At 74.0% G+C, this 21,969-nt stretch carries 21 protein-coding genes; 3 read left to right on the top strand and 18 right to left on the bottom strand.

The window, feature by feature from the left end; all coding sequences use genetic code 11:
• From BGK67_RS27610 to BGK67_RS27600, 3 genes are all read right to left on the bottom strand, one after another.
• Positions 1 to 519, bottom strand: a complete 519-nt coding sequence (locus BGK67_RS27610; RefSeq protein ID WP_069922612.1) for an O-acetyl-ADP-ribose deacetylase — start codon at positions 517 to 519, stop codon at positions 1 to 3.
• Positions 519 to 1,937 carry a phytoene desaturase family protein gene (locus tag BGK67_RS27605; protein ID WP_069922611.1) on the bottom strand — a complete coding sequence of 473 codons (1,419 nt, stop codon included), beginning with the start codon at positions 1,935 to 1,937 and terminating at the stop codon, positions 519 to 521. Before BGK67_RS27605 ends, BGK67_RS27610 begins: the two co-directional genes overlap by 1 nt.
• A 99-nt stretch (positions 1,938 to 2,036) precedes the next feature.
• The gene (locus BGK67_RS27600) at positions 2,037 to 2,876 is read right to left on the bottom strand and encodes an inositol monophosphatase family protein (RefSeq protein WP_069922610.1); all 840 of its coding nucleotides are present in this window, start codon (positions 2,874 to 2,876) and stop codon (positions 2,037 to 2,039) included.
• 121 nt (positions 2,877 to 2,997) lie between these two features.
• On the opposite strand from BGK67_RS27600, the gene BGK67_RS27595 reads away from it, so the two are divergent.
• Entirely contained in the window at positions 2,998 to 3,885 is an 888-nt protein-coding gene (locus BGK67_RS27595; protein ID WP_069922609.1) for a DUF72 domain-containing protein, read from the top strand.
• 104 nt (positions 3,886 to 3,989) lie between these two features.
• Here BGK67_RS27595 and BGK67_RS27590 read toward each other — a convergent pair whose 3' ends face one another.
• The 8 genes from BGK67_RS27590 to BGK67_RS27560 form a co-directional block, all read right to left on the bottom strand.
• A complete protein-coding gene (locus BGK67_RS27590) occupies positions 3,990 to 4,988 on the bottom strand; it encodes a TIGR03842 family LLM class F420-dependent oxidoreductase (RefSeq protein WP_069922608.1) in 999 nt (332 codons plus the stop codon).
• Positions 4,989 to 5,008: 20 nt separating this feature from the next.
• A complete protein-coding gene (gene hydA / locus BGK67_RS27585; protein ID WP_069922607.1) occupies positions 5,009 to 6,409 on the bottom strand; it encodes a dihydropyrimidinase in 1,401 nt (466 codons plus the stop codon).
• A 10-nt stretch (positions 6,410 to 6,419) separates the two neighbouring features.
• Complete coding sequence (locus tag BGK67_RS27580; RefSeq protein WP_069924147.1) at positions 6,420 to 7,703, bottom strand: aspartate aminotransferase family protein; 1,284 nt, start codon at positions 7,701 to 7,703, stop codon at positions 6,420 to 6,422.
• Between the two features lie 8 nt (positions 7,704 to 7,711).
• Positions 7,712 to 8,554, bottom strand: a complete 843-nt coding sequence (locus BGK67_RS27575; RefSeq protein WP_069922606.1) for a nitrilase-related carbon-nitrogen hydrolase — start codon at positions 8,552 to 8,554, stop codon at positions 7,712 to 7,714.
• Positions 8,555 to 8,721: 167 nt separating this feature from the next.
• A complete protein-coding gene (locus BGK67_RS27570) occupies positions 8,722 to 10,431 on the bottom strand; it encodes a hypothetical protein (protein WP_069922605.1) in 1,710 nt (569 codons plus the stop codon).
• A gap of 45 nt (positions 10,432 to 10,476) precedes the next feature.
• Entirely contained in the window at positions 10,477 to 10,857 is a 381-nt protein-coding gene (locus tag BGK67_RS27565) for a PPOX class F420-dependent oxidoreductase (protein WP_069922604.1), read from the bottom strand.
• A 108-nt stretch (positions 10,858 to 10,965) separates the two neighbouring features.
• On the bottom strand, positions 10,966 to 11,112 hold the full coding sequence (locus tag BGK67_RS39095) for a hypothetical protein (protein WP_167739600.1): 147 nt from the start codon (positions 11,110 to 11,112) through the stop codon (positions 10,966 to 10,968).
• Positions 11,113 to 11,196: 84 nt separating this feature from the next.
• Complete coding sequence (locus tag BGK67_RS27560) at positions 11,197 to 11,460, bottom strand: helix-turn-helix domain-containing protein (protein ID WP_069922603.1); 264 nt, start codon at positions 11,458 to 11,460, stop codon at positions 11,197 to 11,199.
• Between the two features lie 64 nt (positions 11,461 to 11,524).
• On the opposite strand from BGK67_RS27560, the gene map reads away from it, so the two are divergent.
• Positions 11,525 to 12,292 (top strand): type I methionyl aminopeptidase, encoded by a 768-nt coding sequence (gene map / locus BGK67_RS27555; protein WP_069922602.1) that lies wholly within the window; start codon positions 11,525 to 11,527, stop codon positions 12,290 to 12,292.
• 24 nt (positions 12,293 to 12,316) lie between these two features.
• On the opposite strand, the gene ggt is transcribed toward map, so the two are convergent.
• Entirely contained in the window at positions 12,317 to 14,110 is a 1,794-nt protein-coding gene (ggt, locus tag BGK67_RS27550) for a gamma-glutamyltransferase (RefSeq protein ID WP_069922601.1), read from the bottom strand.
• Positions 14,111 to 14,271: 161 nt separating this feature from the next.
• On the opposite strand from ggt, the gene BGK67_RS27545 reads away from it, so the two are divergent.
• A complete protein-coding gene (locus BGK67_RS27545) occupies positions 14,272 to 14,997 on the top strand; it encodes a hypothetical protein (RefSeq protein WP_069922600.1) in 726 nt (241 codons plus the stop codon).
• Here BGK67_RS27545 and BGK67_RS27540 read toward each other — a convergent pair.
• Genes BGK67_RS27540 through BGK67_RS27515 form a run of 6 tightly spaced genes read right to left on the bottom strand, consistent with a single transcriptional unit; the run spans position 14,957 to position 21,793 of the window.
• On the bottom strand, positions 14,957 to 16,228 hold the full coding sequence (locus BGK67_RS27540; RefSeq protein ID WP_069922599.1) for a cytochrome P450: 1,272 nt from the start codon (positions 16,226 to 16,228) through the stop codon (positions 14,957 to 14,959). The genes BGK67_RS27545 and BGK67_RS27540 overlap by 41 nt on opposite strands.
• Before the next feature lie 28 nt (positions 16,229 to 16,256).
• Positions 16,257 to 16,793: a GerMN domain-containing protein gene (locus tag BGK67_RS27535; RefSeq protein ID WP_069922598.1), complete on the bottom strand. Its 537-nt coding sequence runs from the start codon at positions 16,791 to 16,793 to the stop codon at positions 16,257 to 16,259.
• Positions 16,790 to 18,247: a sensor histidine kinase gene (locus BGK67_RS27530; RefSeq protein WP_079154408.1), complete on the bottom strand. Its 1,458-nt coding sequence runs from the start codon at positions 18,245 to 18,247 to the stop codon at positions 16,790 to 16,792. The genes BGK67_RS27535 and BGK67_RS27530 overlap by 4 nt, the downstream gene beginning before the upstream one ends.
• A 6-nt stretch (positions 18,248 to 18,253) precedes the next feature.
• A complete protein-coding gene (locus tag BGK67_RS27525; RefSeq protein ID WP_069922596.1) occupies positions 18,254 to 18,937 on the bottom strand; it encodes a response regulator transcription factor in 684 nt (227 codons plus the stop codon).
• A gap of 40 nt (positions 18,938 to 18,977) precedes the next feature.
• Entirely contained in the window at positions 18,978 to 20,633 is a 1,656-nt protein-coding gene (gene murJ, locus BGK67_RS27520; protein WP_069922595.1) for a murein biosynthesis integral membrane protein MurJ, read from the bottom strand.
• The gene (locus BGK67_RS27515) at positions 20,630 to 21,793 is read right to left on the bottom strand and encodes a lipid II:glycine glycyltransferase FemX (RefSeq protein ID WP_069922594.1); all 1,164 of its coding nucleotides are present in this window, start codon (positions 21,791 to 21,793) and stop codon (positions 20,630 to 20,632) included. The genes murJ and BGK67_RS27515 overlap by 4 nt, the downstream gene beginning before the upstream one ends.
• Positions 21,794 to 21,969 lie beyond the last annotated feature (176 nt).

Raw genomic sequence — 21,969 nt, 5'->3', positions numbered from 1 at the left:
CTACCGGGCGGCCTCGACGGCCGCCGCGAAGGCCGCGTAGGCCTTGTCGTCGAAGAGGACGAAGCGCACCTCCTCGACCTCGGTCCGGGCCGCCCGTACGGTCCGGACGGCGATCCGCGCGCCGTCGTCCACGGGCCACCCGTAGATCCCGGTGGAGATCGCCGGGAAGGCGACCGTACGGGCTCCCAGCTCGTCCGCGACCCGCAGGGACTCCCGGTAGCAGGAAGCCAGCAGCTCCGAGCGGTCCTCCTCGCGCGACCAGACCGGGCCGACGGTGTGGATCACGTGCTCCGCCGGGAGCCGGCCGGCGGTGGTGGCCACGGCACGGCCCGTCGGCAGGCCCTTGCCGTAGTGCGAGCGGCGCAGGTCCTCGCAGGCGGCGAGGATCTCCGGGCCGCCGCGCCAGTGGATGGCGCCGTCGACCCCGCCGCCGCCGAGCAGCGAGGAGTTGGCGGCGTTGACGATCGCGTCGGCCCGCTCGGCGGTGATGTCGCCCCGGACCAGGGTGATGCGCAGCATCAGGAGCCCTTCCGCAGGTGGCGCCACACGGCCTTGGCGGCGTTGTGGCCGGACATCCCGTGCACGCCCGGGCCGGGAGGGGTCGCCGAGGAGCACAGGAAGACCGCCGGATTGGCGGTCGTGTACGGGGAGAGGGTGAGCTTGGGGCGCAGCAGGAGCTGGAGTCCCGAGGCCGCGCCGCAGGCGATGTCCCCGCCGACGTAGTTGGGGTTGCGGGCGGCGAGCTCGGGCGGGCCGGCCGTGGCGCGGGCCAGGACCAGGTCGCGGAAGCCTGGTGCGAAGCGCTCCAGTTGGCGCTCGACGGCGTCGGTGAGGTCGCCCTGCCAGCCCTTGGGGACGTGGCCGTACGCCCAGAAGACGTGCTTGCCCTCGGGCGCGCGGCCGGGGTCGACGAGGCTGGGCTGCGCGGTGATGAGGAAGGGCGTACGGGGGGCCCGGCCGCCGGAGGCCAGCTGCAGGGCCGCGTCGATGTCACGGGTGCGCGGGCCGATCTGGACGGTCCCCGCCCGGCGCGGCTCCTCGGCGGTCCACGGGACCGGCCCGTCGAGCGCGTAGTCGATCTTGTACACGGAGGCGCCGTACCGGTAGCCGTCGTAGGCGCGGCCCAGACGGGCGATGCGGGCCAGCGCGGTCGGCGAGGTGTCGAAGACGTAGGCGCGGGCGGGCGGGAGGTCGTCGAGCCGCTTGACCTCGAAACCGGTGTGGACGGAGCCGCCGAGGTCGCGCAGGTACGCGGCGAGGGCGTCGGAGACCGCCTGCGAGCCGCCGCGCGGCATCGGCCAGCCGCCCGCGTGCGCGGCCAGGGCGAAGACGAGGCCCACGGCGCTGGTGGCGATCCCGTCGAGCGGGGCGATGACGTGCGCCACCAGCCCGGCGAACAGCGCGCGGGCCCGCTCGTCGCGGAAGCGGCGCAGCAGCCAGGTGGCGGGCGGCAGCCCGGCGAGCCCGAAGCGGGCGAGGGTGACGGGGTCGCGGGGCAGCGCGGTGGCGGGCAGGGACATGAAGTCCCGGGCCAGGGTGTCCCACCGGCCGAGGAACGGCTCGACGAGGCGCCGGTACGCCCCGGCGTCACGCGGCCCGAAGGACGCCGCCGTCTCGGCGACCGAGCGGGACAGGACGGCCGCCGTACCGTCGTCGAAGGGGTGCGCCATGGGCAGCGGGGGGTGCAGCCACTCCAGCCCGTACCGCTTCAGCGGCATCGTCGCGAAGACCGGGGAGCTTACGCCGAGCGGGTGTACCGCCGAGCAGGGGTCGTGGCGGAAGCCGGGGAGGGTGAGCTCCTCGGTCCGCGCCCCGCCGCCCACCGTGTCCGCGGCTTCGAAGAGGGCCACCGAGAACCCCCGCCGGGCGAGTTCGACGGCGGCCGTCAGCCCGTTGGGCCCCGCCCCCACCACGACCGCATCGAGAATCGACGGCACTTGCGACTCCTTCGTCCGGGGGCGCCACCGCCCCCAGGATATTCCGGCCCGACCTGCCGCTGGTCACGGCACCGGGCCCTGTCGTCGAAAGGGCGCCGGTCAGGCCCGCTCTTCGCACTGGCCGCGCAGCAGGTCCCGGATGCGGACCGTCGTGGCCTCGTCACGTCCGACGGCGAACGGCAGCGCGTTGTCCCGGTCCACCCGGAAGGGGACACCGTCAACGGTGCTCTGCGTCCCGCCGGCCTCGGCGACCAGCAGCAGCCCGGCCGCGTGGTCCCAGGCCGAGGGCCAGGTGAAGGCCAGGGCGTCCATCTCGCCGCGGGCCACCTTCAGGTATTCCAGGCCGGCCGATCCGCAGGGCCTGGCCGCCACGCCCGGCACCTCCAGGCGGCCCAGGGTCCGCTTGTCCTCCTCGGAGGTGTACAGGGGGTGCGCCATGGCGACCCGCAGCTCCGCGCCCGGCTCGGGCGAGCCGCTGAGGATGCGCTCCCCGCCCGCGAAGGCGCCCTGCCCGCGCACGGCGGTGGCCATCTCCTCCAGCGCCGGGGCGAAGGTCCAGGAGGCGAGGATCTCCCCGCGGTGGGCCAGGGCGACCAGGGTGCAGAAGGCCGGGTCGCCGGAGACGAACTGCCGGGTGCCGTCGACCGGGTCCACGATCCACACCGGGGCGTCGGCGCGCAGCGCCCCGTACACGGTCGGGTCGGCGTGCACGGCCTCCTCGCCCACCACGGCCGAGCCGGGGAGCAGCCGCGTGAGCGAGGCCGTGAGGTGCTCCTCGGCCTTGCGGTCGGCCACCGTCACCAGGTCGTGCGGTCCGCTCTTCTCGTCGACCTCGTGGTCGGCGAGCTGCCGGAACCTCGGCATGATCTCGATCGCCGCCGCTTTGCGGACGGCCTCTTCCACGTCGGACAGGCCATGGGTAAGGAACTCATCGATCATGCGCCCATCACATCACGCCGGACCGACAAAGCCCACCGGCCCCGGTGACGGCGGAGCGTGCGCGGGATGGCGACCCGGTGACGGCCGATAGCGCCGGGCCGGGCGGGGTATCCGCGTCGCCATGGGTGACATCTCGGTGGGCACGTGTTCGTGGACGGATCCGTCACTGGTCGCCGGGGGGTGGTACCCGGCCGGGCAGCGTGACGCGGAGGGACGGCTCAGGTACTACGCCTCCCGCTTCCCGGTCGTCGAGGTGGACTCCACCTACTACGGGATGCCGAGCCTGCGCAACAGCGTGCTGTGGGCCGAGCGGACCCCGCCCGGCTTCCGGTTCGACGTGAAGGCCTTCTCCCTGCTCACCGGCCATCCCACCCGGACCGCAGCGCTCCCCGCCGACCTGCGGGGAGGGGACGCCCCCGCTCGGGTACGCGCCGACCCCGCGCTGCTGAAGGAGGTGTGGCAGCGGTTCAGCAGCGCCCTGGAACCCTTGCGCGAGAGCGGACGGCTGGGGACCCTGCTGTTCCAGTTCCCGCCCTCGCTGGCTCCCGGTGCGCGGGGCGAGCAACTGGTCGAGGAGAGCGTCGGGCGGGCCGAGGGCTGGCCGGTGGCAGTGGAGTTCCGCCACCCCGAGTGGTGGAGCGAGCGGCGGCGGGCCGCGACCGCCGGGTTCCTGACCCGGTGCGGGGCGGCGGCCGTCGCCGTCGACACCGCCCAGGGTCTGCCTTCGTCCGTTCCCCCGGTCACGGCCGTCACCACACCGGAGCTGGCCGTCGTCCGTTTCCACGGGCGCAGCCCCGCATGGGGCTCCTCCGGCCCCGGCAGCAAGGAGGCCGCGTACCGCCACACCTACACGGAGGCCGAACTGGCCCCCTGGGCCGCACGCCTGCGGTCCATGGCACGACAGGCCGGCTCCGTGCACGCCCTGTTCAACAACTGCTGCGCCGACGCGTCCGTGCGGGCGGCGGAGACGATGCGGCGCCTGCTCGAACGACCTCCGCATCCTCGGTAACGCGGCCGTCCCCGCACGGGAACCAGTCCGCCTCACCTTTGATCCCGGCGGGGCAGACCCTGATCTTCGTGGTGGGCCTGCTCGACTCACAACTCCGCCGGGAGTCAGCGGAGCGCCGGGATGACGTGCTCGCCGTATGCGTCGATCGTGGCCTCCTTCGCGTCGTGCATGTCGTAGACGGCGAACTGGTCGACGCCGAGGGCGCGCAGCGCCCGGAGCTTCTCGATGTGGGCCTCGGGCGGGCCCAGCAGGCAGAAGCGGTCGACGATCTCGTCGGGCACGAAGTCCGCCGACGGGTTCCCCGCGCGCCCGTGGTGGCTGTAGTCGTAGCCCTGGCGGGACTTGACGTACTCGGTCAGCTCCTCGGGGACCATCGACGAGTGCTCGCCGTAGCGGGAGACCAGGTCGGCGACGTGGTTGCCGACCATGCCGCCGAACCACCGGCACTGGTCGCGGGCGTGGGCGAGGTCGTCGCCCACGTACGCGGGGGCCGCCACGCAGATGGTGATCTCCGCCGGGTCCCGGCCGGCCTCCGCGGCGGCCTGGCGGACCGACCCGACCATCCACTCGGTGAGGTACGGGTCGGCGAGCTGGAGGATGAACCCGTCGGCCTTCTGCCCGGCCAGGGCCAGGGCCTTCGGCCCGTACGCGGCCATCCAGACGGGCAGTTTCCCGTCCCGGACCCACGGGATCCGCAGCGGCTTGCCGTCCACCTGCGCCTCACGGCCCTCGGCGAGGTCGCGGATGACGTCGATGGCCTCGCCGAGCCGGGCCAGGGTGTTCGGGGCGCGCCCGGCGACCCGCATCGCCGAGTCCCCGCGGCCGATCCCGCACACGGTGCGGTTGCCGAACATGTCGTTGAGCGTGGCGAAGGTGGAGGCGGTGACCTCCCAGGTGCGGGTGCCCGGGTTGGTGACCATCGGGCCGACGTGCATCTCCCGGGTGTGCTCCAGGATCTGGCTGTAGACGACGAAGGGCTCCTGCCAGAGCACGGCGGAGTCGAAGGTCCAGCCGTAGCGGAAGCCGTTGCGCTCGGCACGGCGCATGAGGCTGACGACCTGTGAGGCGGGCGGGTCGGTCTGCAGGACGAGGCCGAAGTCCATACGGGCGGCTCCTTACGGGCTTACAGGTACTGGCAGGTGGAGCGGGGGAGGAAGACGCCGTGGCCGGGCCGGCCGGCGTACTCGCGCCGGTCGATGACGAGTTCGCCGCGCGAGAGCACGGTGTCGACGCGTCCGGTGATCCGCCTGCCCTCGTACGCCGAGTAGTCCACGTTCATGTGGTGCGTCTCGGCGGAGATGACCTGCTCGGCGTGCGGATCGTAGAGGACGATGTCGGCGTCGGAGCCCGGCGCGATGGTGCCCTTCTGCGGGTAGAGCCCGAACATCCGGGCCGGGGTGGCGCAGGCGATCTCGATCCAGCGCCGGCGGCTGATGTGCCCGTCCAGCACCGCCTGATGGAGGAGGTCCATCCGGTTCTCCACCCCCGGCAGCCCGTTCGGGATCTTGGAGAAGTCCCCGCGGCCCAGTTCCTTCTGGCCCCGGAAGCAGAAGGGGCAGTGGTCGGTGGAGACCACCTGGAGGTCGTTGGTCCGCAGCCCCCGCCACAGCGCCGCCTGGTGCTCGCGCGGCCGGAGCGGGGTGGAGCACACGTACTTGGCGCCCTGGAAGTCGGGCTCCGCGAGGTTGTCGGTGGACAGGAAGAGGTACTGCGGGCAGGTCTCCCCGAAGACGGGCAGGCCCTTGTCGCGTGCGCCGGCCAGCTCGGCGACCGCCTCCTCCGCCGAGACGTGGACCACGTACAGGGGGGAGCCCGCGACCCGGGCGAGCTGGATGGCCCGGTGGGTGGCCTCCGCCTCCAGGAGCACCTTGCGGACCTCGCCGTGGTGGCGGGGGTCGGTCTCCCCGCGGGCCAGGGCCTGTTCGACGAGCACGTCGATGGCGATGCCGTTCTCGGCGTGCATCATGATCAGCCCGCCGTTGCCGGAGGCCCGCTGCATGGCCCGCAGGATCTGCCCGTCGTCGCTGTAGAAGACGCCCGGGTAGGCCATGAACAGTTTGAAGGAGGTGACCCCCTCCCCGACCAGCAGGTCCATCTCCTTGAGGGTGCCCTCGTTGACGTCCGAGAGGATCATGTGGAAGGCGTAGTCGATGGCGCACTTGCCGTCGGCCTTGTCGTACCAGGTGTCGAGGCCCTCGCGCAGGGCGTGGCCCACGCTCTGCACGGCGAAGTCGACGATGGTGGTGGTGCCGCCCCAGGCGGCGGCCCGGGTGCCGGTCTCGAAGGTGTCCGAGGCGGAGGTGCCGCCGAAGGGCAGCTCCATGTGGGTGTGCGCGTCGACCCCGCCCGGGATCACGTACTTCCCGCTCGCGTCGATCGTACGGTCGGCCGTCCAGGCCGCGGCGGCCGCCGAACCGTGCGCGGCGAGGGCCGCCACGCGGCCGTCCTCGACGAGGACGTCCGCGTGCAGTTCGTCGGAGGCGGTGACGACGAGGCCGCCGCTGATCAGGGTGCGGATGCTCATGTACGTCCCCCTACTGGATGGTGCGCAAAGCCTGTTCGAGGATCTCGGCGCCCTCTTCCGCCTCCGCGACGGTGAGGGAGAGCGGCGGGGCGATGCGCAGCACGCTGGTGTTGTGGCCGCCGCCCTTGCCGATGAGCAGACCGCCGGCGCGGGCGGCCTCCAGTACCGCCGCGGCGGCGTCCGGGTCGGCCTGGTCGGTGCCGGGCCTGGTCAGTTCCAGTCCGGCCATCAGGCCCCGGCCGCGGACCTCCCGTACGGCGGGCACGTGGGCGGCGATGGCGCGCAGCCGCTCCAGGAGGAGGCCGCCGACGCGGCGGGCGTTGCCCTGGAGGTCGTGCTCCAGCAGGTAGGTGAGGTTGGCGAGGCCGGCCGCCATGGTGACGGGGGAACCGCCGAAGGTGGAGATGGAGTTGGAGTCCAGGCAGTTCATCACCTCGGCGCGGGCCACGACCCCGCCCACCGACATGCCGTTGCCGATGCCCTTGGCGAAGGTGAGGATGTCCGGCGGGCCGTTCTGGGCGTGGGCCTGCCAGCCCCAGAAGTGCTCGCCGGTGCGGCCCCAGCCGGTCTGCACCTCGTCGCTGATCCACAGGACGCCGTGCCGGTCCAGGACCTCGCGGAAGGCCCCGTAGAGGCCGTCGGGCGGGGAGGTGAACCCGCCGACGCCCTGGATCGGCTCGGCGATGAGCGCGGCCACTCCCCCGCGGGCCTGGCCGAGGACGTCCTCGAGGTCGGCGACGGCCGCCGCGGTGAAGGCGGTGTCGCCGAGGTCCGCGAAGGGGCCGCGGGTGCGGACGGCACCGTGGACGTAGTACGTCTGGAGCGGCGAGAGGCTGGTCGGGGACCAACCCCGGTTGCCCGTGACGGACACGGTGGAGAAGGACCGGCCGTGGTAGCTGTTGCGCATCGCCAGGATCTGGTTGGAGCGGCGGTACGTCGTCGCGAGCAGCAGCGCGGTGTCGTTGGCCTCGGTGCCCGAGGTGGTGAAGAAGACCCGGGCGTCGGGGATGCCGGAGAGCGCGGCGACCCGCTCGGCCAGCTCGATCATGGGGCGGTTCAGGTACAGGGTGGAGGAGTGGATGATCCGACCGGCCTGTTCGGAGACGGCCTTGGTCACTTCGGGCAGGGCGTGGGCGGTCATCGTGGTGAGGATGCCGCCGAAGAAGTCGAGGTAGCGGTTGCCGTCGGCGTCCCACACGTGCCGGCCCTCGCCGTGGGTGAGTTCGACGGGGCGGCCGTAGTAGAGCGCGAGCCAGTCGGGCAGGACGGCGGCGTGGCGGCTGTGCAGGGGCATCGGGTTGGTCACGGCTGTACGAGCCCTCCGTAGGCGTCGGGGCGGCGGTCGCGGTAGAAGGCCCACTGGTCGCGGACCTCCTTGATCAGGTCGAAGTCGAGGTCGCGGACGAGGAGTTCCTCCTCCTTGTCGCTGGCCGGCTCCCCGACGAATTGGCCGCGCGGGTCCACGAAGTAGCTGGTGCCGTAGAAGTCGTTGTCGCCGTACTCCTCCTGGCCGATGCGGTTGATCGCGGCGATGAAGTACTCGTTGGCGACGGCCGCGGCCGGCTGTTCCAGCTGCCAGAGGTACGCGGACAGGCCGCGGTGGGTGGCGGAGGGGTTGTAGACGAGCTGGGCTCCGGCCAGGCCCAGTTGGCGCCAGCCCTCCGGGAAGTGGCGGTCGTAGCAGATGTAGACGCCGACACGGCCGACGGCGGTGTCGAAGACGGGCCAGCCGAGGTTGCCCGGGCGGAAGTAGTACTTCTCCCAGAAGCCCCTGACCTGCGGGATGTGGTGTTTGCGGTACTTCCCGAGGTAGCTGCCGTCGGCGTCGATGACGGCCGCGGTGTTGTAGTAGAAGCCCTCGCTCTCCAGCTCGAAGACCGGGACGACGATGACCATGCCGGTCTCGCGGGCGAGGTCCTGCATGCGGCGGACGGTCGGGCCGTCCGGGACGGCCTCGGCCCAGCGGTAGTGCTCGGGCTCCTGGACCTGGCAGAAGTAGGGGGCGTTGAACACCTCCTGGAAGCCGATGATCCGCGCGCCCTGGGCGGCGGCCCGCCGTGCGTGCTCCTCGTGTTTGGCGATCATCGATTCGGTGTCGCCGGTCCAGGTGGCCTGGACCAGCGCGGCGCGGACGACTTGGGCCATGAGCTGCTCCTCGCGACGGGAACGCCGGGTTCTACGCACGTAGACGGTGTCCGTAGGGAGTAGAACGTAGGCCTCGTCACAGCGTGGGGCAAGACCGCGTTGCGCGGTTGGAGTAGTCGATCAAGTTATGTCGCACCGCGGTCGATTGCGGTCAGGTGGCGGGCGGTTTACGCCGGGGCGAGGCCGGCCAGGCGGAGTGCGTGGACCAGGTCCCGGTGGTGGGTCGCGGAGGTCTCCGCGGCCGCCTGGAGCAGCCGCGGGGTGAACCACCGCGGGTCCCGGCGGGCGAGGGCGGCGGCCTCCTCCGCGGTGCGGACCCGGACGAAGGCGCCGAGCAGGCTGTCGGCCTCGCGGGTCCGGCCGGAGGCGCCGAGGGCGAGCGCCGCGTCGGCGACCTCGGCGGTGGGGCGGGCCGCGCCCTGGCGCAGCAGGCGGTCGCAGTCGGCCTCGCGGCCGGCCGCGCCGAGGGCGGCCGCGGCCGCGGCGAGCCGGTCGGGCGGCAGCGAGGCCGCCTCCCACAGCAGGGTGGCCCAGTCGGCCGCGAGCCCGGCGCGGGCCAGTCGGTCGGCGAGGCCGGGCAGTTGCTCCGCGGGCCAGGCCGCGACCGCGCAGAGCAGGGCGTGGGCCTCGCCGCCGCGGCCCTGCGCGCGCAGCGCGGCCAACTCCCCGACGGCCGCCCGCGCGTCCCCTGCCGGGGGCTGCGCGAACGGGTCCCCCGCCGGCGGGGCCGCGGCCGGGGCGGGGGCTTCCGGCTCCGCCGCCGCCCACCCGAACCGGGCCCCGCGCGGCGCGGGCACGCCGTAGCCCGCCCCGTCCGGCGCGGCCGGCTGCCCCGGCGGCGGCACGAAGCCCTGCGCCCCGCCGCCCGCCATCCCGGCATACCGGGCGCCCCCGCCCCGCCGCCCCCGCAACCACCGCCCCTCGGCCCGCCCGACGGGCTCCCGCCGGTCCGCGCCGCCGCCCCCGATCCCGCCCGCCGCGGCACCCTCGGCGGGTGGCCACGCCGAAGCCTGGGCGCGGGCCGGAGGCGGACCCTCGGCGGGGGGCCAGGACGGGGCCTCCCCGCGGGCTGGCGCCGCCGCCTCGGCGTGGGGCCATGCCGAGGCCTGGGCGCGGGGCGGAGTTCCGGCCTCGGGAGCGGGCCCGGCCTTGGGCTGCGCAGGGGTCGGCGGCGGGGCGTCGGTGTGGGGGCGTGGCGAGGTCGGGGTGGGCGGGGGCAGCGGCGGGGGCCCCGTGGGCGGGCCGGACGCGGCGGCGGGGGGCGTGGTGCGCCGGCTGGGGACGCCGGGGAAGGGGGATCGCGGGGCGTCGGCGGCGGGGGGCGTGGTGCGCCGGCTGGGGAGGCCGGGGAAGGGGGATCGCGGGGCGTCGGCGGCGGGCCCGTGGGCCGACAGGCGGATGGTCAGGTCCGCGTGGCGGGCCGTGGCGCGGGCCGCGTCGTCGTGGGCCCACGAGAGCTCCCGGGCAAGGGCATCCGCCTCCGCCGGGCCACCGGCGCGGCCGAGCCGGACCGTCAGGCTCCGCACGGCCTCCCCCGCGGCGGCCCGTTGCGCGACCGCCTCCGCGCACTCGGCCCGGAGCCGCTCCGCGCCGCCCGGCAGCCCGTCCCACGCGGTGACCGCGTGGGCCCGCAGCCGGGCCGCGTACCCCCTCTCCCGCGCCGCGAGCTCCTCGCCACGCGCCGCCGCCAGATCCCGCAGGAGCGACTCCACCACGTCCCACGGGGGCATCGCGGCCCCCTCGAGACAAGCCCGCACCCCCTCCGGATCCCGGCGCAGGAACTCCCCGTACCAGCCCGCCCCGGGATCCAGCCTCTGGGTCAACCCCCGGAGGTACTCGGCGAGTTGACCGATCACCAGCGAAGTCGCGGTCTCCATGGCGGCATTGGATCCCACCCGTGTTACGGGCGGACTACGGGCACCTCAAAGCTTGACGGCGATCGCGGTGTGCGGCCGCTTCCCGCGCCGCGCCAGCATCGCCGGCACGTCCACCGCCCAGAACTGCCAGGTGTACTTGCGCAGCATGAGCCCGCGCACCCGCTTCAGGCCCGCCTCCTCGAGCAGCCGGGCCTCACCCTCGTGCACGGGCGCCTCTTCCACCACGCGTCCGCGCACGTCACAGGCCGTGACGGTGACCCGCCCGTTGTTGCGGATCCGCTTGACCTTCCACGAATCGCTGCGCGTCCACACGTACAGCTCCGCGCCGTCGGCCACCGCCCACACCGGCGTCGCCACGGGCGTGCCGTCCTTGCGGAAGGTGGTGAGACTGACGTAGCGCGCCCTGCCCAGCTCTGCGAGGTCCATGCCGGAACCCTAGTGCTGGGGCCGGAAAGGATCACCGGGGCCCGGCCACAGCACTAGGTCCTGCCCGGCGTACGACTCCGCCGGGGTCCGCCCGCGGCGGCCCGCCGGCTACCGGTCGCGCGCGCTCGCGCCGGGCGCGCCCGACGGCGAAGCCCGGTCGTCGGGCGCGGCGCAGGCCGCCAGCAGCAGGCCTCCCGCCAGGAGCGCGCCGAGGAGTCCGAAGCCGAGTCGCTGGGATGCGTTGGTGGCTGACACGCCCTCACGCTTGCCCCGCGCCCCGCCGACCGCACCGCCCCTTGGGCCGTTCGGCCGCCGGACACTCCCCGCAGGCGGGTGTTCTCAGGCCGGTACGGGCAGCGGCGCGGGGGCGCAGCGGCGCAGCACCTCGTCCAGGGAGAGCCCGAGGACCCCGGCGAGGGCCGCCACCGTGAAGAAGGCGGGGGTCGGCGCGCGGCCGGTCTCGATCTTGCGGAGCGTCTCGGCCGACAGCCCGGCTCCCGCCGCGATCTCGACCATGCTGCGCGCGCCGCGGGCTTCGCGCAGCAGTGCGCCCAGCCGCTCACCGCGCTCGCGCTCTTCGGGGGTCAGGGGGGTGCGGACCATGCCCTCATCCTACCCCGCCCGCCAATAAGTATCCCGTTATAGTTATACCGGTATAGTTATTGGCATGGTGGAACTCAAGACGGACCAGTCGATCGACGAGATGCGCGCCGCCGGCCGCGTCGTCGCCCATGCCCTCGCGGCCGTACGGGAGGCCGCGCGGGTCGGGCTTTCCCTGGCGGAGTTGGACACGGTGGCCCGCGCCGTACTCCGGGAGGCGGGCGCGGCCTCTCCCTTCCTCGGCTACCGGCCGCGGTTCGCGCCGGTGCCCTTCCCCGCCGTGATCTGCGCCTCGGTCAACGACGCCATCGTGCACGGCATCCCCGGCCCCTACCGGCTGCGCGACGGCGACCTGGTCAGCATCGACTGCGGGGCCCGGCTCGGCGGCTGGGTCGGCGACGCGGCGGTCACGTTCACCGTCGGCCGGCCCCGCCCCGCCGACCTGCGGCTCATCGAGACGGCCGAGGCGGCCCTGGCCGCCGGCATCGCGGCGGCCGTGCCCGGCAACCGGATCGGCGACATCGCCCACGCGGTGGGCACGGTCTGCCGCGCCGCCGGCTACGGCATCCCCGACGGCTTCGCGGGCCACGGCATCGGCCGCCGTATGCACGAGGACCCGGGCGTGCCCAACGAGGGCCCGCCGGGGCGCGGCATGAAGCTGCGCCCCGGCATGGTGCTCGCGATCGAGCCGATGCTGACCGCGGGCGGCACCGACGACTACACCTGCGACGGGGACGGCTGGACCCTGCGCACCACCGACGGCAGCCGCGCCGCGCACGCGGAGCACACGGTCGCGATCACCGCGGACGGCCCGAGGATCCTCACCGCTCCCTGAGCCGTCCCGGGGTGCCTCCCCTGCCTACGGCCTGCCGTGCGGGTGGACCACCATCGCCGAGCCGCCGCCCCGGCGGCTGGTCTCCGCCGCCGCGAGCCAGCGTCCGTCCGGCAGCCGCTGCACAGCCGTCGCCGCGCCGATCTCGGGGTTCTGCCGGAAGCCCTGGCCGAGCGCCTCCAGTTCCGCCCGGACCGGGCTGTTCCACAGCCCCGGCTCCAGCTCGGTGGTGGTCTGGTTGCGCTGGCTGGCGCGCGGCGCGGCGATCGCGTCGACCAGCGGCAGCCCCCGGTCCAGGTGGCCGGTCAGGGTCTGCAGGACGGTGGTGATGATGGTGGCGCCGCCCGGGGAGCCCAGGGCGAGCACCGGCCGCCCGTGTTCGAGCACGATCGTCGGCGACATGGACGACCGAGGCCGCTTGCCGGGACCGGGCAGGTTCGGGTCCGGGACGCCGGGCGCGGCCGGGGCGAAGGAGAAGTCCGTCAGCTCGTTGTTGAGCAGGAAGCCGCGGCCCGGAACGGTGATCGCGCTGCCGCCGGTGGACTCGATGGTCAGGGTGTAGGACACCACGTTGCCCCAGCGGTCGGCGACCGTCAGGTGGGTGGTGTTCTCCCCCTCGTAGGTGGTCGGCGCCGCCTGGCCGGTGGTGGCGCAGGGCTCCGGACGGCGCGGGTCCCCGGGGGCCAGCGGACTGGTCAGCGCCCGGTCGGGGTCGATCAGGCAGGCGCGCGAGTCGGCGAACCGCTGGGAGAGCAGTTCCCTCGTCGGCACGTCCTCGGCGGCCGGGTCGCCGACCCAGCGCCCCCGGTCGGCGAAGGAGATCCGCGACGCCTCGATGAAGCGGTGCAGGTACTGGGCCTCGGACAGCCGCGAGAGGTCGGTGCGTTCCAGGATGTTCAGCGCCTCGCCGACGGTGGTGCCGCCGGAGGAGGAGGGAGCCATGCTGTAGACGTCAAGGCCCCGGTAGCCGATCCGGGTCGGCTCCTGCCGCTTGGTCCCGTACGCGCGCAGGTCCGCGGCGGTCAGGTCGCCGGGCCTGACGTTGCGGGTGGCCGCGGGGTCCACCGGCGGCTTGCGGACGGTCCGCACGATGTCCTCGGCGATCGGCCCCCGGTAGAGCGCGCCGGTGCCCTTGCGGGCGAGTTCCGCGTATGTGGCGGCCAGGTCCGGGTTCTTGAAGGTGGATCCGACCACCGGCAGGGCGCCGCCGGGCAGGAACAGCTCCCGGGTGTCCGGGAAGTCCCGGAACCGGGCCTCGTTGGCCTCGGTCTGGGCGCGGAAGGTGGCGTCGACCGTGAACCCGTCGCGGGCCAGCTTCTCGGCGGGCTTCAGCAGCCGGTGCAGCGGGCGGGTGCCCCAGGAGTCGAGGGCGCTCTTCCAGGTGGCGGGGGTGCCGGGGACGCCGACCCCGCGGCCGCTGGTCTGGCCCTCGGCGAAGGGGATGGGCCGGCCGTTCTCCTGGAACAGCTCGGCGGTGGCGGTCGCGGGGGCGGTCTCGCGGCCGTCGATGGTGTGCACGCGACGGGACGCGGCGTCGTAGTAGACGAAGTAGCCGCCTCCGCCGATGCCCGCCGAGTAGGGCTCGGTGACCCCGAGCGCGGCGGCGGTGGCGACGGCCGCGTCCACGGCGTTGCCGCCGGAGCGCAGCACGGCGATCCCGGCCGCGGAGGCGTCGGCGTCGACACTGGCGACGGCCCCGCCGTAGCCCGCGGCCACGGGCACCTTGGGCGGGGTGGCGGTGCCCGGCGGGGCGGCGGCCCCGGTCGAGACGAGTGCGGCTGTGAGGGCCAGGAGCGGTAACGGGCGGGCGAAACGGGGCATCCGAACCTCCATCGGCAACGTGCGCCGAGCCTAGCCGCCTCCCTGTCGCCCCGTCAGGCATCACGCCGCGGCGGGCGCCGCCCGCACGCGCGCGGGCCGCCCTCCGAGAGAGCGGGCACCGGCCGGTGAACCCCGGGACCGGATGGCCTAGCATCCCGCGCATGAACGATGACGTGCGCAACATCGTGCTCGGGGTGATAGCCACCGCCCTCAGCGGCGGGTTCGGCTGGTTCACCCGGACCTACCAGTGGCGCCGCGCGCTCCGGCGCAAGCAGGCCTTCTTCGGGCTGCCGACCGGGTCCGACTGCCTGTTCGTGGTCAACCGGCAGATGGGCGGCACCGATTCCTCGCTGCACCGCAACGACGCCTTCGCCCTGCTGGAGATCTCCTCCCTGATCAGGGACTGCGGGGCGACCGTGCAGATCGTCACGCACGACGCGGCCCGGCAGGGCTTCGGCGAGCGGGCCGAGTTCTGTGTCGGCGGGCCGGTCTCCAACACCCGGACGACGGCGCACCTGTCCTCCATGCTCCCGGGGGTGCGGGTCGACGTCTCCGGCGAGCCGGGGCCGGACCGGGGCGCGATCAGCGTGGGCGGGGAGGTGTACCGCTGGGAGAAGGGGCTGGCCGAGTACGTGCTGCTGGCCCGGCTGACGACGGGGCGGGGCTCCCGGCCGGTGTTCCTGCTGTCGGGGCAGACCGCCAACAGCAACCAGGCCGCGGCCCGTTACCTCGCCCGGCACCACCGCGAGCTGGCCCGCGAGTACGGCGCCGAGTCCTTCTGCGTGCTGCTGAAGGTGGTCAACTCCGACGCCTACGGCCCCGATGTGACGGAGCTGGTGGCGGACGTCACCCGGGCCGCCCGGACACCCGCAGCGGCAGCCGTGTGATCCCGTTGATGAAGTTGGAGACCAGCCGCCGCGGCGGCCCCGCGAGTTCGGGCGCGGGCATGGCGGCGCACCACTCCTCGTAGAAGACGCGCAGTTGGAGCCGGGCGAAGTGGGCGCCCAGGCAGACGTGCGGGCCGTCGCCGAAGGAGACGTGCGGGTTGGGCGCCCGGCCCAGGTCCAGTACCGCGGGGTCGGTGAAGACGCGCTCGTCGTGGTTGGCGGAGGCGTGGAAGACCACGACCTTGTCCCCGGCCCGGATCCGCTGCCCGGCCAGTTCGGTGTCGGCCGCGGCGGTCCGGCGGAAGCTGAGCACCGGCGGGTGGACGCGCAGGAGTTCGTCGACGGCGCGGTCCCGCGGGACCAGGCCGCCGGCGAGCGTCCGGTACGCGTCCGGGTCGCGGGCCAGTGCGAGCAGGCCGCCGGGGGCCGCGCCGCGCACGGTGTCGTTGCCCGCGACGGTGAGCAGGAAGAAGAACATCTCCAGCTCGGCCGGGTCCAGTCCGGCGTGGGCGAGGGAGGTCATCACGTCGTCGCCGGGGTGCGCGCGCTTGTGGGCGGCCAGTTCGCGGGCGTAGCCGAACATCTCGCCGAGCAGCGCCGGGGAGCGCGGGTTGACCGGCTTGCCGTCGGGGCCGAGCCGCGGCGCGGGCGCGTCCTCGGGATCCTGGTAGCCGATGATCCGTACGGTCCACTCCAGCAGCAGGTCCCGGTCGGCGGGCGGGACGCCCAGCAGGTCGGTCAGGTTGAGCAGCGCGTACTCGTCGGTGACGGTGCGCACGAGGTCGGCGGTGCCGTCCTCGGCCCCGTCCCGGGCGGCGGCGAGCAGGCTCCGGGCGCGCTCCCGTACCCGCCCGGCGAAGGCGTCGACGCGGGCGGGGGTGAAGGCGCGGGAGACCAGGCGCCGCAGCCGGCCGTGGTCCCCGCAGGCCCTGCCCGGGTCCTGGTTGAGCATGGTGCTGCGCAGGAAGGGCAGGTCGGCCGGGTCGGGGTCGCGGATCTGGGTGGCGCCCAGCCAGGAGGAGTACGTGCGGTGGTCGCGCAGGACGGACACGACGTCGGCGTGCCGGGTGACCGCCCAGAAGCCGGGGCCCGCGGGCCAGCCCTGGATCTCGGGCTCGTCCTGCCAGGCCACCGGATGCCGCTCGCGCAGCAGCCGGTACCGGTCGTGGGGGACGCCCGCGGCGTAGACGCGGGGGTCGAAGACGTCGGGAACGTCACCGGCATGATCCATGGGACCACGGTGGGGGCCTGGCGGGCCGCTACGCAAGGGGGCGTTCGCCGATGCCCTGGCACCCGACGGGCTCGAGGTCGAGGGCCGGTTCGGTCCCCTTGAGGGCGACCGTGAACCGGTCCTCCCGGCCGCCGGTGGAGACGAGGGTGCACACCAGCTGGCGCCGGGCGGTCGACGTCAGGTCCGCGGCCGGGAACGGCAGCTGGACGCGCATCACGTCGCGCTGCGGGAAGGAGACCGCCGAGGACTCCAGGCGTTTGCCGTGCGTGGAGGGCACCTGGGTGGTGAGGCCGGCCGCGAGCTCCCGCTCGCCGGGGCCGTCGAGCAGCCGGTTGAGCGCCTGGAGCGGGGCCAGCCCGGGTACGTCCCGCTGCGGGGACGGTACGAGATGGCCGTCCGGCGAGACGAAGTAGAGCACGGCGGAGCCCGCGGGGACGGGCACGGTCACGGTGGCGGCGGAGCCGCTGTCGACCGGCGCGGTGGGTTTGATCCCGCATCCGGCGAGCAGCAGCGGGCTCAGCAGGGCCGCCGCGGCGGCCGCCGACCGTCCCCGGGTCGTGCTCATGCGCGGGCCTCCAGGGGCATGTCGAGGGTGAAGACCGCTCCGTTGGCGGGCCCGTTGCCCGCGCGGAGGGTGCCGCCGTGCAGGCGTACGTTCTCCTGGGTGATGGCGAGGCCGAGGCCGCTGCCCGCCGAGCGGGTGCGGGCCGCGTCCGCCTTGAAGAAGCGGTCGAAGATGTGCGGGAGCACCTCCGGGGCGATACCGGGTCCGCTGTCGGCGACCTCGATGAGCAGCCGGTCGCCCTCGCCGTCCGGACCGGGGCCGGTCCCCACGGTGACGCGCACGGGGGCGCCGCCGTGCCTGAGGGCGTTGCCGACGAGGTTGGCGAGGACCACGTCGAAGCGGCGCGGGTCCAGCCGGGCGCGGACCTCGGGGGGCAGATCGGTGACGATGACCACGCGGCCGTCGTCCCAGTGCCGGCGCTCCAGGGTCTTGCCGATGGCTTCGGCCAGGTCCACGTCGTCCAGGTTGAGCTCGGCGGCGCGGGCGTCGAAGCGGGATATCTCCATCAGGTCCTCGACGAGGACGGCGAGTTTCCCGGTCTCGGCGCTGACCAGCCGCAGGGCCTTCGCGGTGTCCGGATCGAGGTGCTCGGCGTCCTCGTCGAGGACCTCGGTGACGGCGAGCATGCCTGCGAGCGGGGTGCGCAGTTCGTGCGAGACGTCGGCGGCGAACCGGCGGGCCCGGGCCTCCGCCTCCTGGAGTTCGGCCACGGACTGTTCGAGGGCGCGGGCCGTCTCGTTGAAGGTGCGGGCGAGTCCGGCGAGCTCGTCGGCGCCCCTGACCTCGATACGGGTGTCCAGGCGGCCCCGGCCGAGCCGCTGGGCGGCGCGGCGCATGTCCCGTACCGGGCGCAGCACGCTGCGCGCGGCGAGCAGGGCGGGGATCAGGGCGATGGCGAGGCCGGGTACGGCGCCCTGCTGGGCGGCGTCGACCATGGCCTTCACCGTGGCCTCCTCGGCGTCGAGCGGCATGGTGGCGAAGTAGACGATGCCGGTGGCCTGGCGGACGCCGCCCTGGTTGAACACGGCCGGCATGCCGACGACGAGGTAGGGGTTGCCGGAGCGGTCCTCGACCCGCTGGAAGGCGCCGTGCGGGTTGGCGGTCACCCGTCGGCGGAGCGCCTCGGTGACCGCGCCGGAGGTGGCCGGGGTGCCGTTGGAGGAGGCGCGCAGGGTGCCGTACTCGCCGAAGATCGTCCAGGGGTGCGGTTTGCCGCGCTTGGCGATGTCGCCGACGCTCAGCTGCAGTTGCTGCTGGTCCACGGGCAGCTCCAGCTGCTGCTGCTCCACCTGGTCGCGCAGGGTGGACACGGCGGTGTCCTGGGTCTGGGTCAGGATCGCGGTGCGCGCCTTCTGGTAGGTGAGGGCGGCCGTGGTGCCCGCGCAGATCGCGGCGACGAGCAGGAAGGCCGCGATCAGCCGGGTGCGGAGCCCGAGCGGCGCCGTGCGTCTCACGATCGCCTACAGGGGGCCGAAGCGGTAGCCGAAGCCGCGCACGGTCTGGATGTAGCGGGGGCTGCGGGCGGGGTCCTCGACCTTGTGGCGCAGGCGGCGTACGCAGGCGTCCACGAGCCGGGCGTCGGCGTGGTAGCTGTGGTCCCAGACGTATTCGAGGAGCTGCTGGCGGGAGAAGACCTGTTCGGGCGAGGCCGACAGGTGCAGCAGGAGCTTGAGCTCGCTGGGGGCGAGGGGGACGCGCTCGCCGTTCTTGGCGACGGTGAGCCCGGAGCGGTCGATGGCCAGCTCGCCGTGCTGCTCGACTTCGAGGCGGCTGCCCGCCGGGGTGCTGAGCCGGCGCAGTACGGCCTTGACCCGGGCCTCTATGACCTCGGTGCGGGCGGGTTTGACGATGTAGTCGTCGGCGCCGGCCTCGAGGCCGATGACTATGTCGAAGTCGTCGCCGCGCGCGGTGAGCATGATGATCGGCACCTGGCTGGTCTCGCGGATCCGGCGGCAGACCTGCACGCCGTTGATCCCCGGCAGCATCAGGTCGAGGAGCACGAGCTCGGGGCGGAAGCCCGCCATCAGCTCGAGCCCCTCCTCCCCGGTCTCGGCGGCGCTGACCTCGTGGCCGCGCCGGCGCAGGCCGAGGCCCACACCCTCCCGGATGGATGGGTCGTCCTCGATCAGCAGTACGCGTGGCATCCGGTCAGTATCCCAAGCTGGTTCGTCGGCCCGCCTCCGGCTATCGGCCCGTCCTGCGCCGCAGGGAGGCCAGCTGGTCGGTGATCTCCGTCAGGCGCAGCGGCCCGGCGAGGAGGACGACGACGAGCAGCAGCGCGGCGGTTCCCGCCCCGACCGCCGCGAAGTCGCCGAGCGGGCCGGCGGCGCGGGCGGCCGCGTACCCGGCGGCAGCCGCGGGGACGCAGGCGGCCAGCAGCCGCAGGTGTGTGCGCAGGGCGGTGGCGCGCAGCTGGGTACGGGTGCCGGTGCGCGGGCCGAGCCGCCGCGCGAGGACGTACGCGGTGACGGCGGCGCCCGCGGTGAAGGCGACCGAGGAGGCTCCCGCCATGCCGGTGACCGCCCAGCGCAGGGGCAGCAGGAGGTAGGCGGCGTAGGACAGTCCGGCGTTCAGCGCGACGATCACCAGGTTCAGGAAGAACGCGGTGCGGGTGTCGGAGAGGGCGTAGAAGCCGCGGGAGAGCACGTACTGCGCGGAGTAGGCGACCAGGCCGGGGGCGAAGGCGATCAGCATGCCCGCCATGGCCTCGACGTCGGCGGCGCCGGTGCGGCCGTACCCGTAGACGGCGCCGATCACCCAGGGGGCGAGGGCGGCGAAGAGCACGGCGGCGGGGACGACGAGGGCCGCGCTGGAGCGCAGCGCGTAGGAGACGTCCTTGCGGACGCCGGCGAGGTCGCCGTCGCTCGCGGCGGAGCTCATCCGGGGCATCAGGGCGGTGACGAGGGAGACGGTGATGATGCCCTGGGGGACGATCCACAACTGGTAGGCGTTGCTGTAGGCGGCGTAGCCGGCGCCGCCGGCGAGGTCTCCGACGGTGGTGGAGAGCCGGGTCACGACCCAGTAGGCGATCTGGTTGGTGAACACGAGCAGGACCAGCCAGCCGGCGTTGCGCAGGGGGCGCGTGAGGCCGCTGCCGCGCCAGTCGAAGCGGGGGCGCCAGCGGAAGCGGGCGGCGCGCAGCGAGGGGACCAGGGCGAGGGCCTGGATGACGATGCCGGCGGTGGTGCCGAGGCCCAGCAGCCGGGTCTCGCCGGCGGTCAGGCCGTCCGCGGCGTCGTGGGAGACGTAGAGGAAGAGCCCGAAGACGCCGATGACCACGAAGTTGTTGAGGACCGGGGTCCACATCATCGCGCCGAACCGGCCGCGGGCGTTCAGCACCTGGCCGAGCAGCGTGAAGAGCCCGTAGAAGAGGATCTGCGGGAGGCAGAAGCGGGCCAGGGCGACGGTGGTGCCCTGCTGGGCGCCCGTGTAGGAGGGGGTGTACGCGCCGACGATCAGCGGGGTGGCGAGCACGGCGACGGCGGTGAGCACCACGAGCGCCACCGTGCAGGCGGTCAGCAGCCGGTCGGTGTAGGCGGCGCCGCCGTCCGGGTGCTGCTTGGCGGCGCGGACCAGCTCGGGTACGAAGACGGCGTTGAGGGCGCCGCCGATGAGCAGCATGTACAGGATGTTGGGGACGGTGTTGGCGACGGCGTAGCTGTCGCCGAGCAGTCCGACGCCCAGGGCCGCGACGACGACGGCGGAGCGGACGAAACCGGTGGCACGGGAGACGATCGAGCCGGCCGCCATGAGCGCGCCGCTGCGCAGCACCGAGGAGTTCCCCGGGGCCGCGCCGCGGCCGGTCTCCTCGGCGGCCGGTCTGGTGTCGGTGGCCGTCACCGGCGGGCCAGGTAGGCCTGGAACGCCTTGTAGAGCGCCGTGTTGGCGTATCCGTCCATCGGGGTCTCCCACTCTCCGAGCGTCTCGACGACCTGTCCGCCGGTACCGAGCTTCCAGCGCAGCAGTCCGAAAGAGCGTTCGTCGGGGTCGAGGGTGGAGGGTACCCCGCGCATGTCGTATTCCTCCGCTCCGAGGGCGTGGGCGTCGCACATCATGCGCCACTGCAGAGCGTTGCTGGGCCGCACTTCGCGCCGGTGGTCGGCGGAGGCGCCGGTCTGGTACCAGACCCGGCTGCCGGCGACGATCATCGTGTGCGCGGCGAGTATCTCGCCCTGGTGGATGCCCAGGTAGAGCCGCATGCGGCCGGTTTCCTCCGCGTTGAGGACCTGGTACTGCTGCTGGTAGTACGCGAGGGAGCGGCCGAGCCGGAAGCCGTCGCGCTCCTCGGTGATCCTCAGCAGCCGGTAGAACTCGGGCAGGTCGGCGGCGCTGCCGAGGACGGTCTCCACTCCGGCCTTGTCGGCCTTGCGCACGTTGCGGCGCCACTCCTGGTTGAGGCCGGACCACAGGTCGCCCGGGGTGCGGCCGGCGAGGGGGACCCGGAAGACGTGGCGGGGCTGGGCGTCCCCGTCGTCCTCGCCGCCGCAGCGCTTCCAGCCCCGGGTGCGCAGCCGGTCGGCGAGGGCGGCGCCGACCGGGTCCACCTCGGTGGCGAGGACGTCGGATATCTGCCGGCCGGGCCCGGTGGCGGACTTGACGGTGGCCGCGTCCCAGCGCCGGTAGGCGGGGGTGGGGCCGATGCGGACGGCGAAGGCACCGGCGGCCTTGAGGTGGCGCATCAGCGGGTTCAGCCAGCGGTCGAGGTGCGGGTCGGCCCAGTCGGCGACGGGTCCCTCGGGGAGGTAGGCGAAGTATTTGCGGGTGCCGGGGAATTGGCGGTAGAGAACGAGGCCGGCGCCGGCCATTTCACCGTCGGGGTAGTGCCATCCGACCCTTTCCGCGCGCCAAAGGTCCTTTACGTCGGCCCATGAGGGGTACTGGAGAAAGCTGGCCCGGCGGTGCCGGGAAAGGAACTGCCGGTATTCCCGGACGGACAGGGCGCGCACCCGGAGCTCCTGGTCCTGATCCTGCTGGGTGGGGGTCACGAGCAGTGCACACACGGCTGACGGCCTTCCTGTTCGTCCGGCGAGCGGGATGCACAGGACTCTCACAGCCGTCCATGACCGAGGCGCGCGGCGATTGTGACCGGACGATGACCGTTTCGCTGCGGTCCATGTCACAAACGAAAGCAGGATCTTTTCGGCGGTTTTCGCAACCTAAAGTCGTTCCGTTCGCA

Origin of the sequence: Streptomyces subrutilus, from assembly GCF_001746425.1 — a bacterium.
In the GTDB taxonomy this organism is placed as follows: domain Bacteria; phylum Actinomycetota; class Actinomycetes; order Streptomycetales; family Streptomycetaceae; genus Streptomyces; species Streptomyces subrutilus_A.
This window is presented reverse-complemented; position numbering and strand designations above follow the sequence as displayed.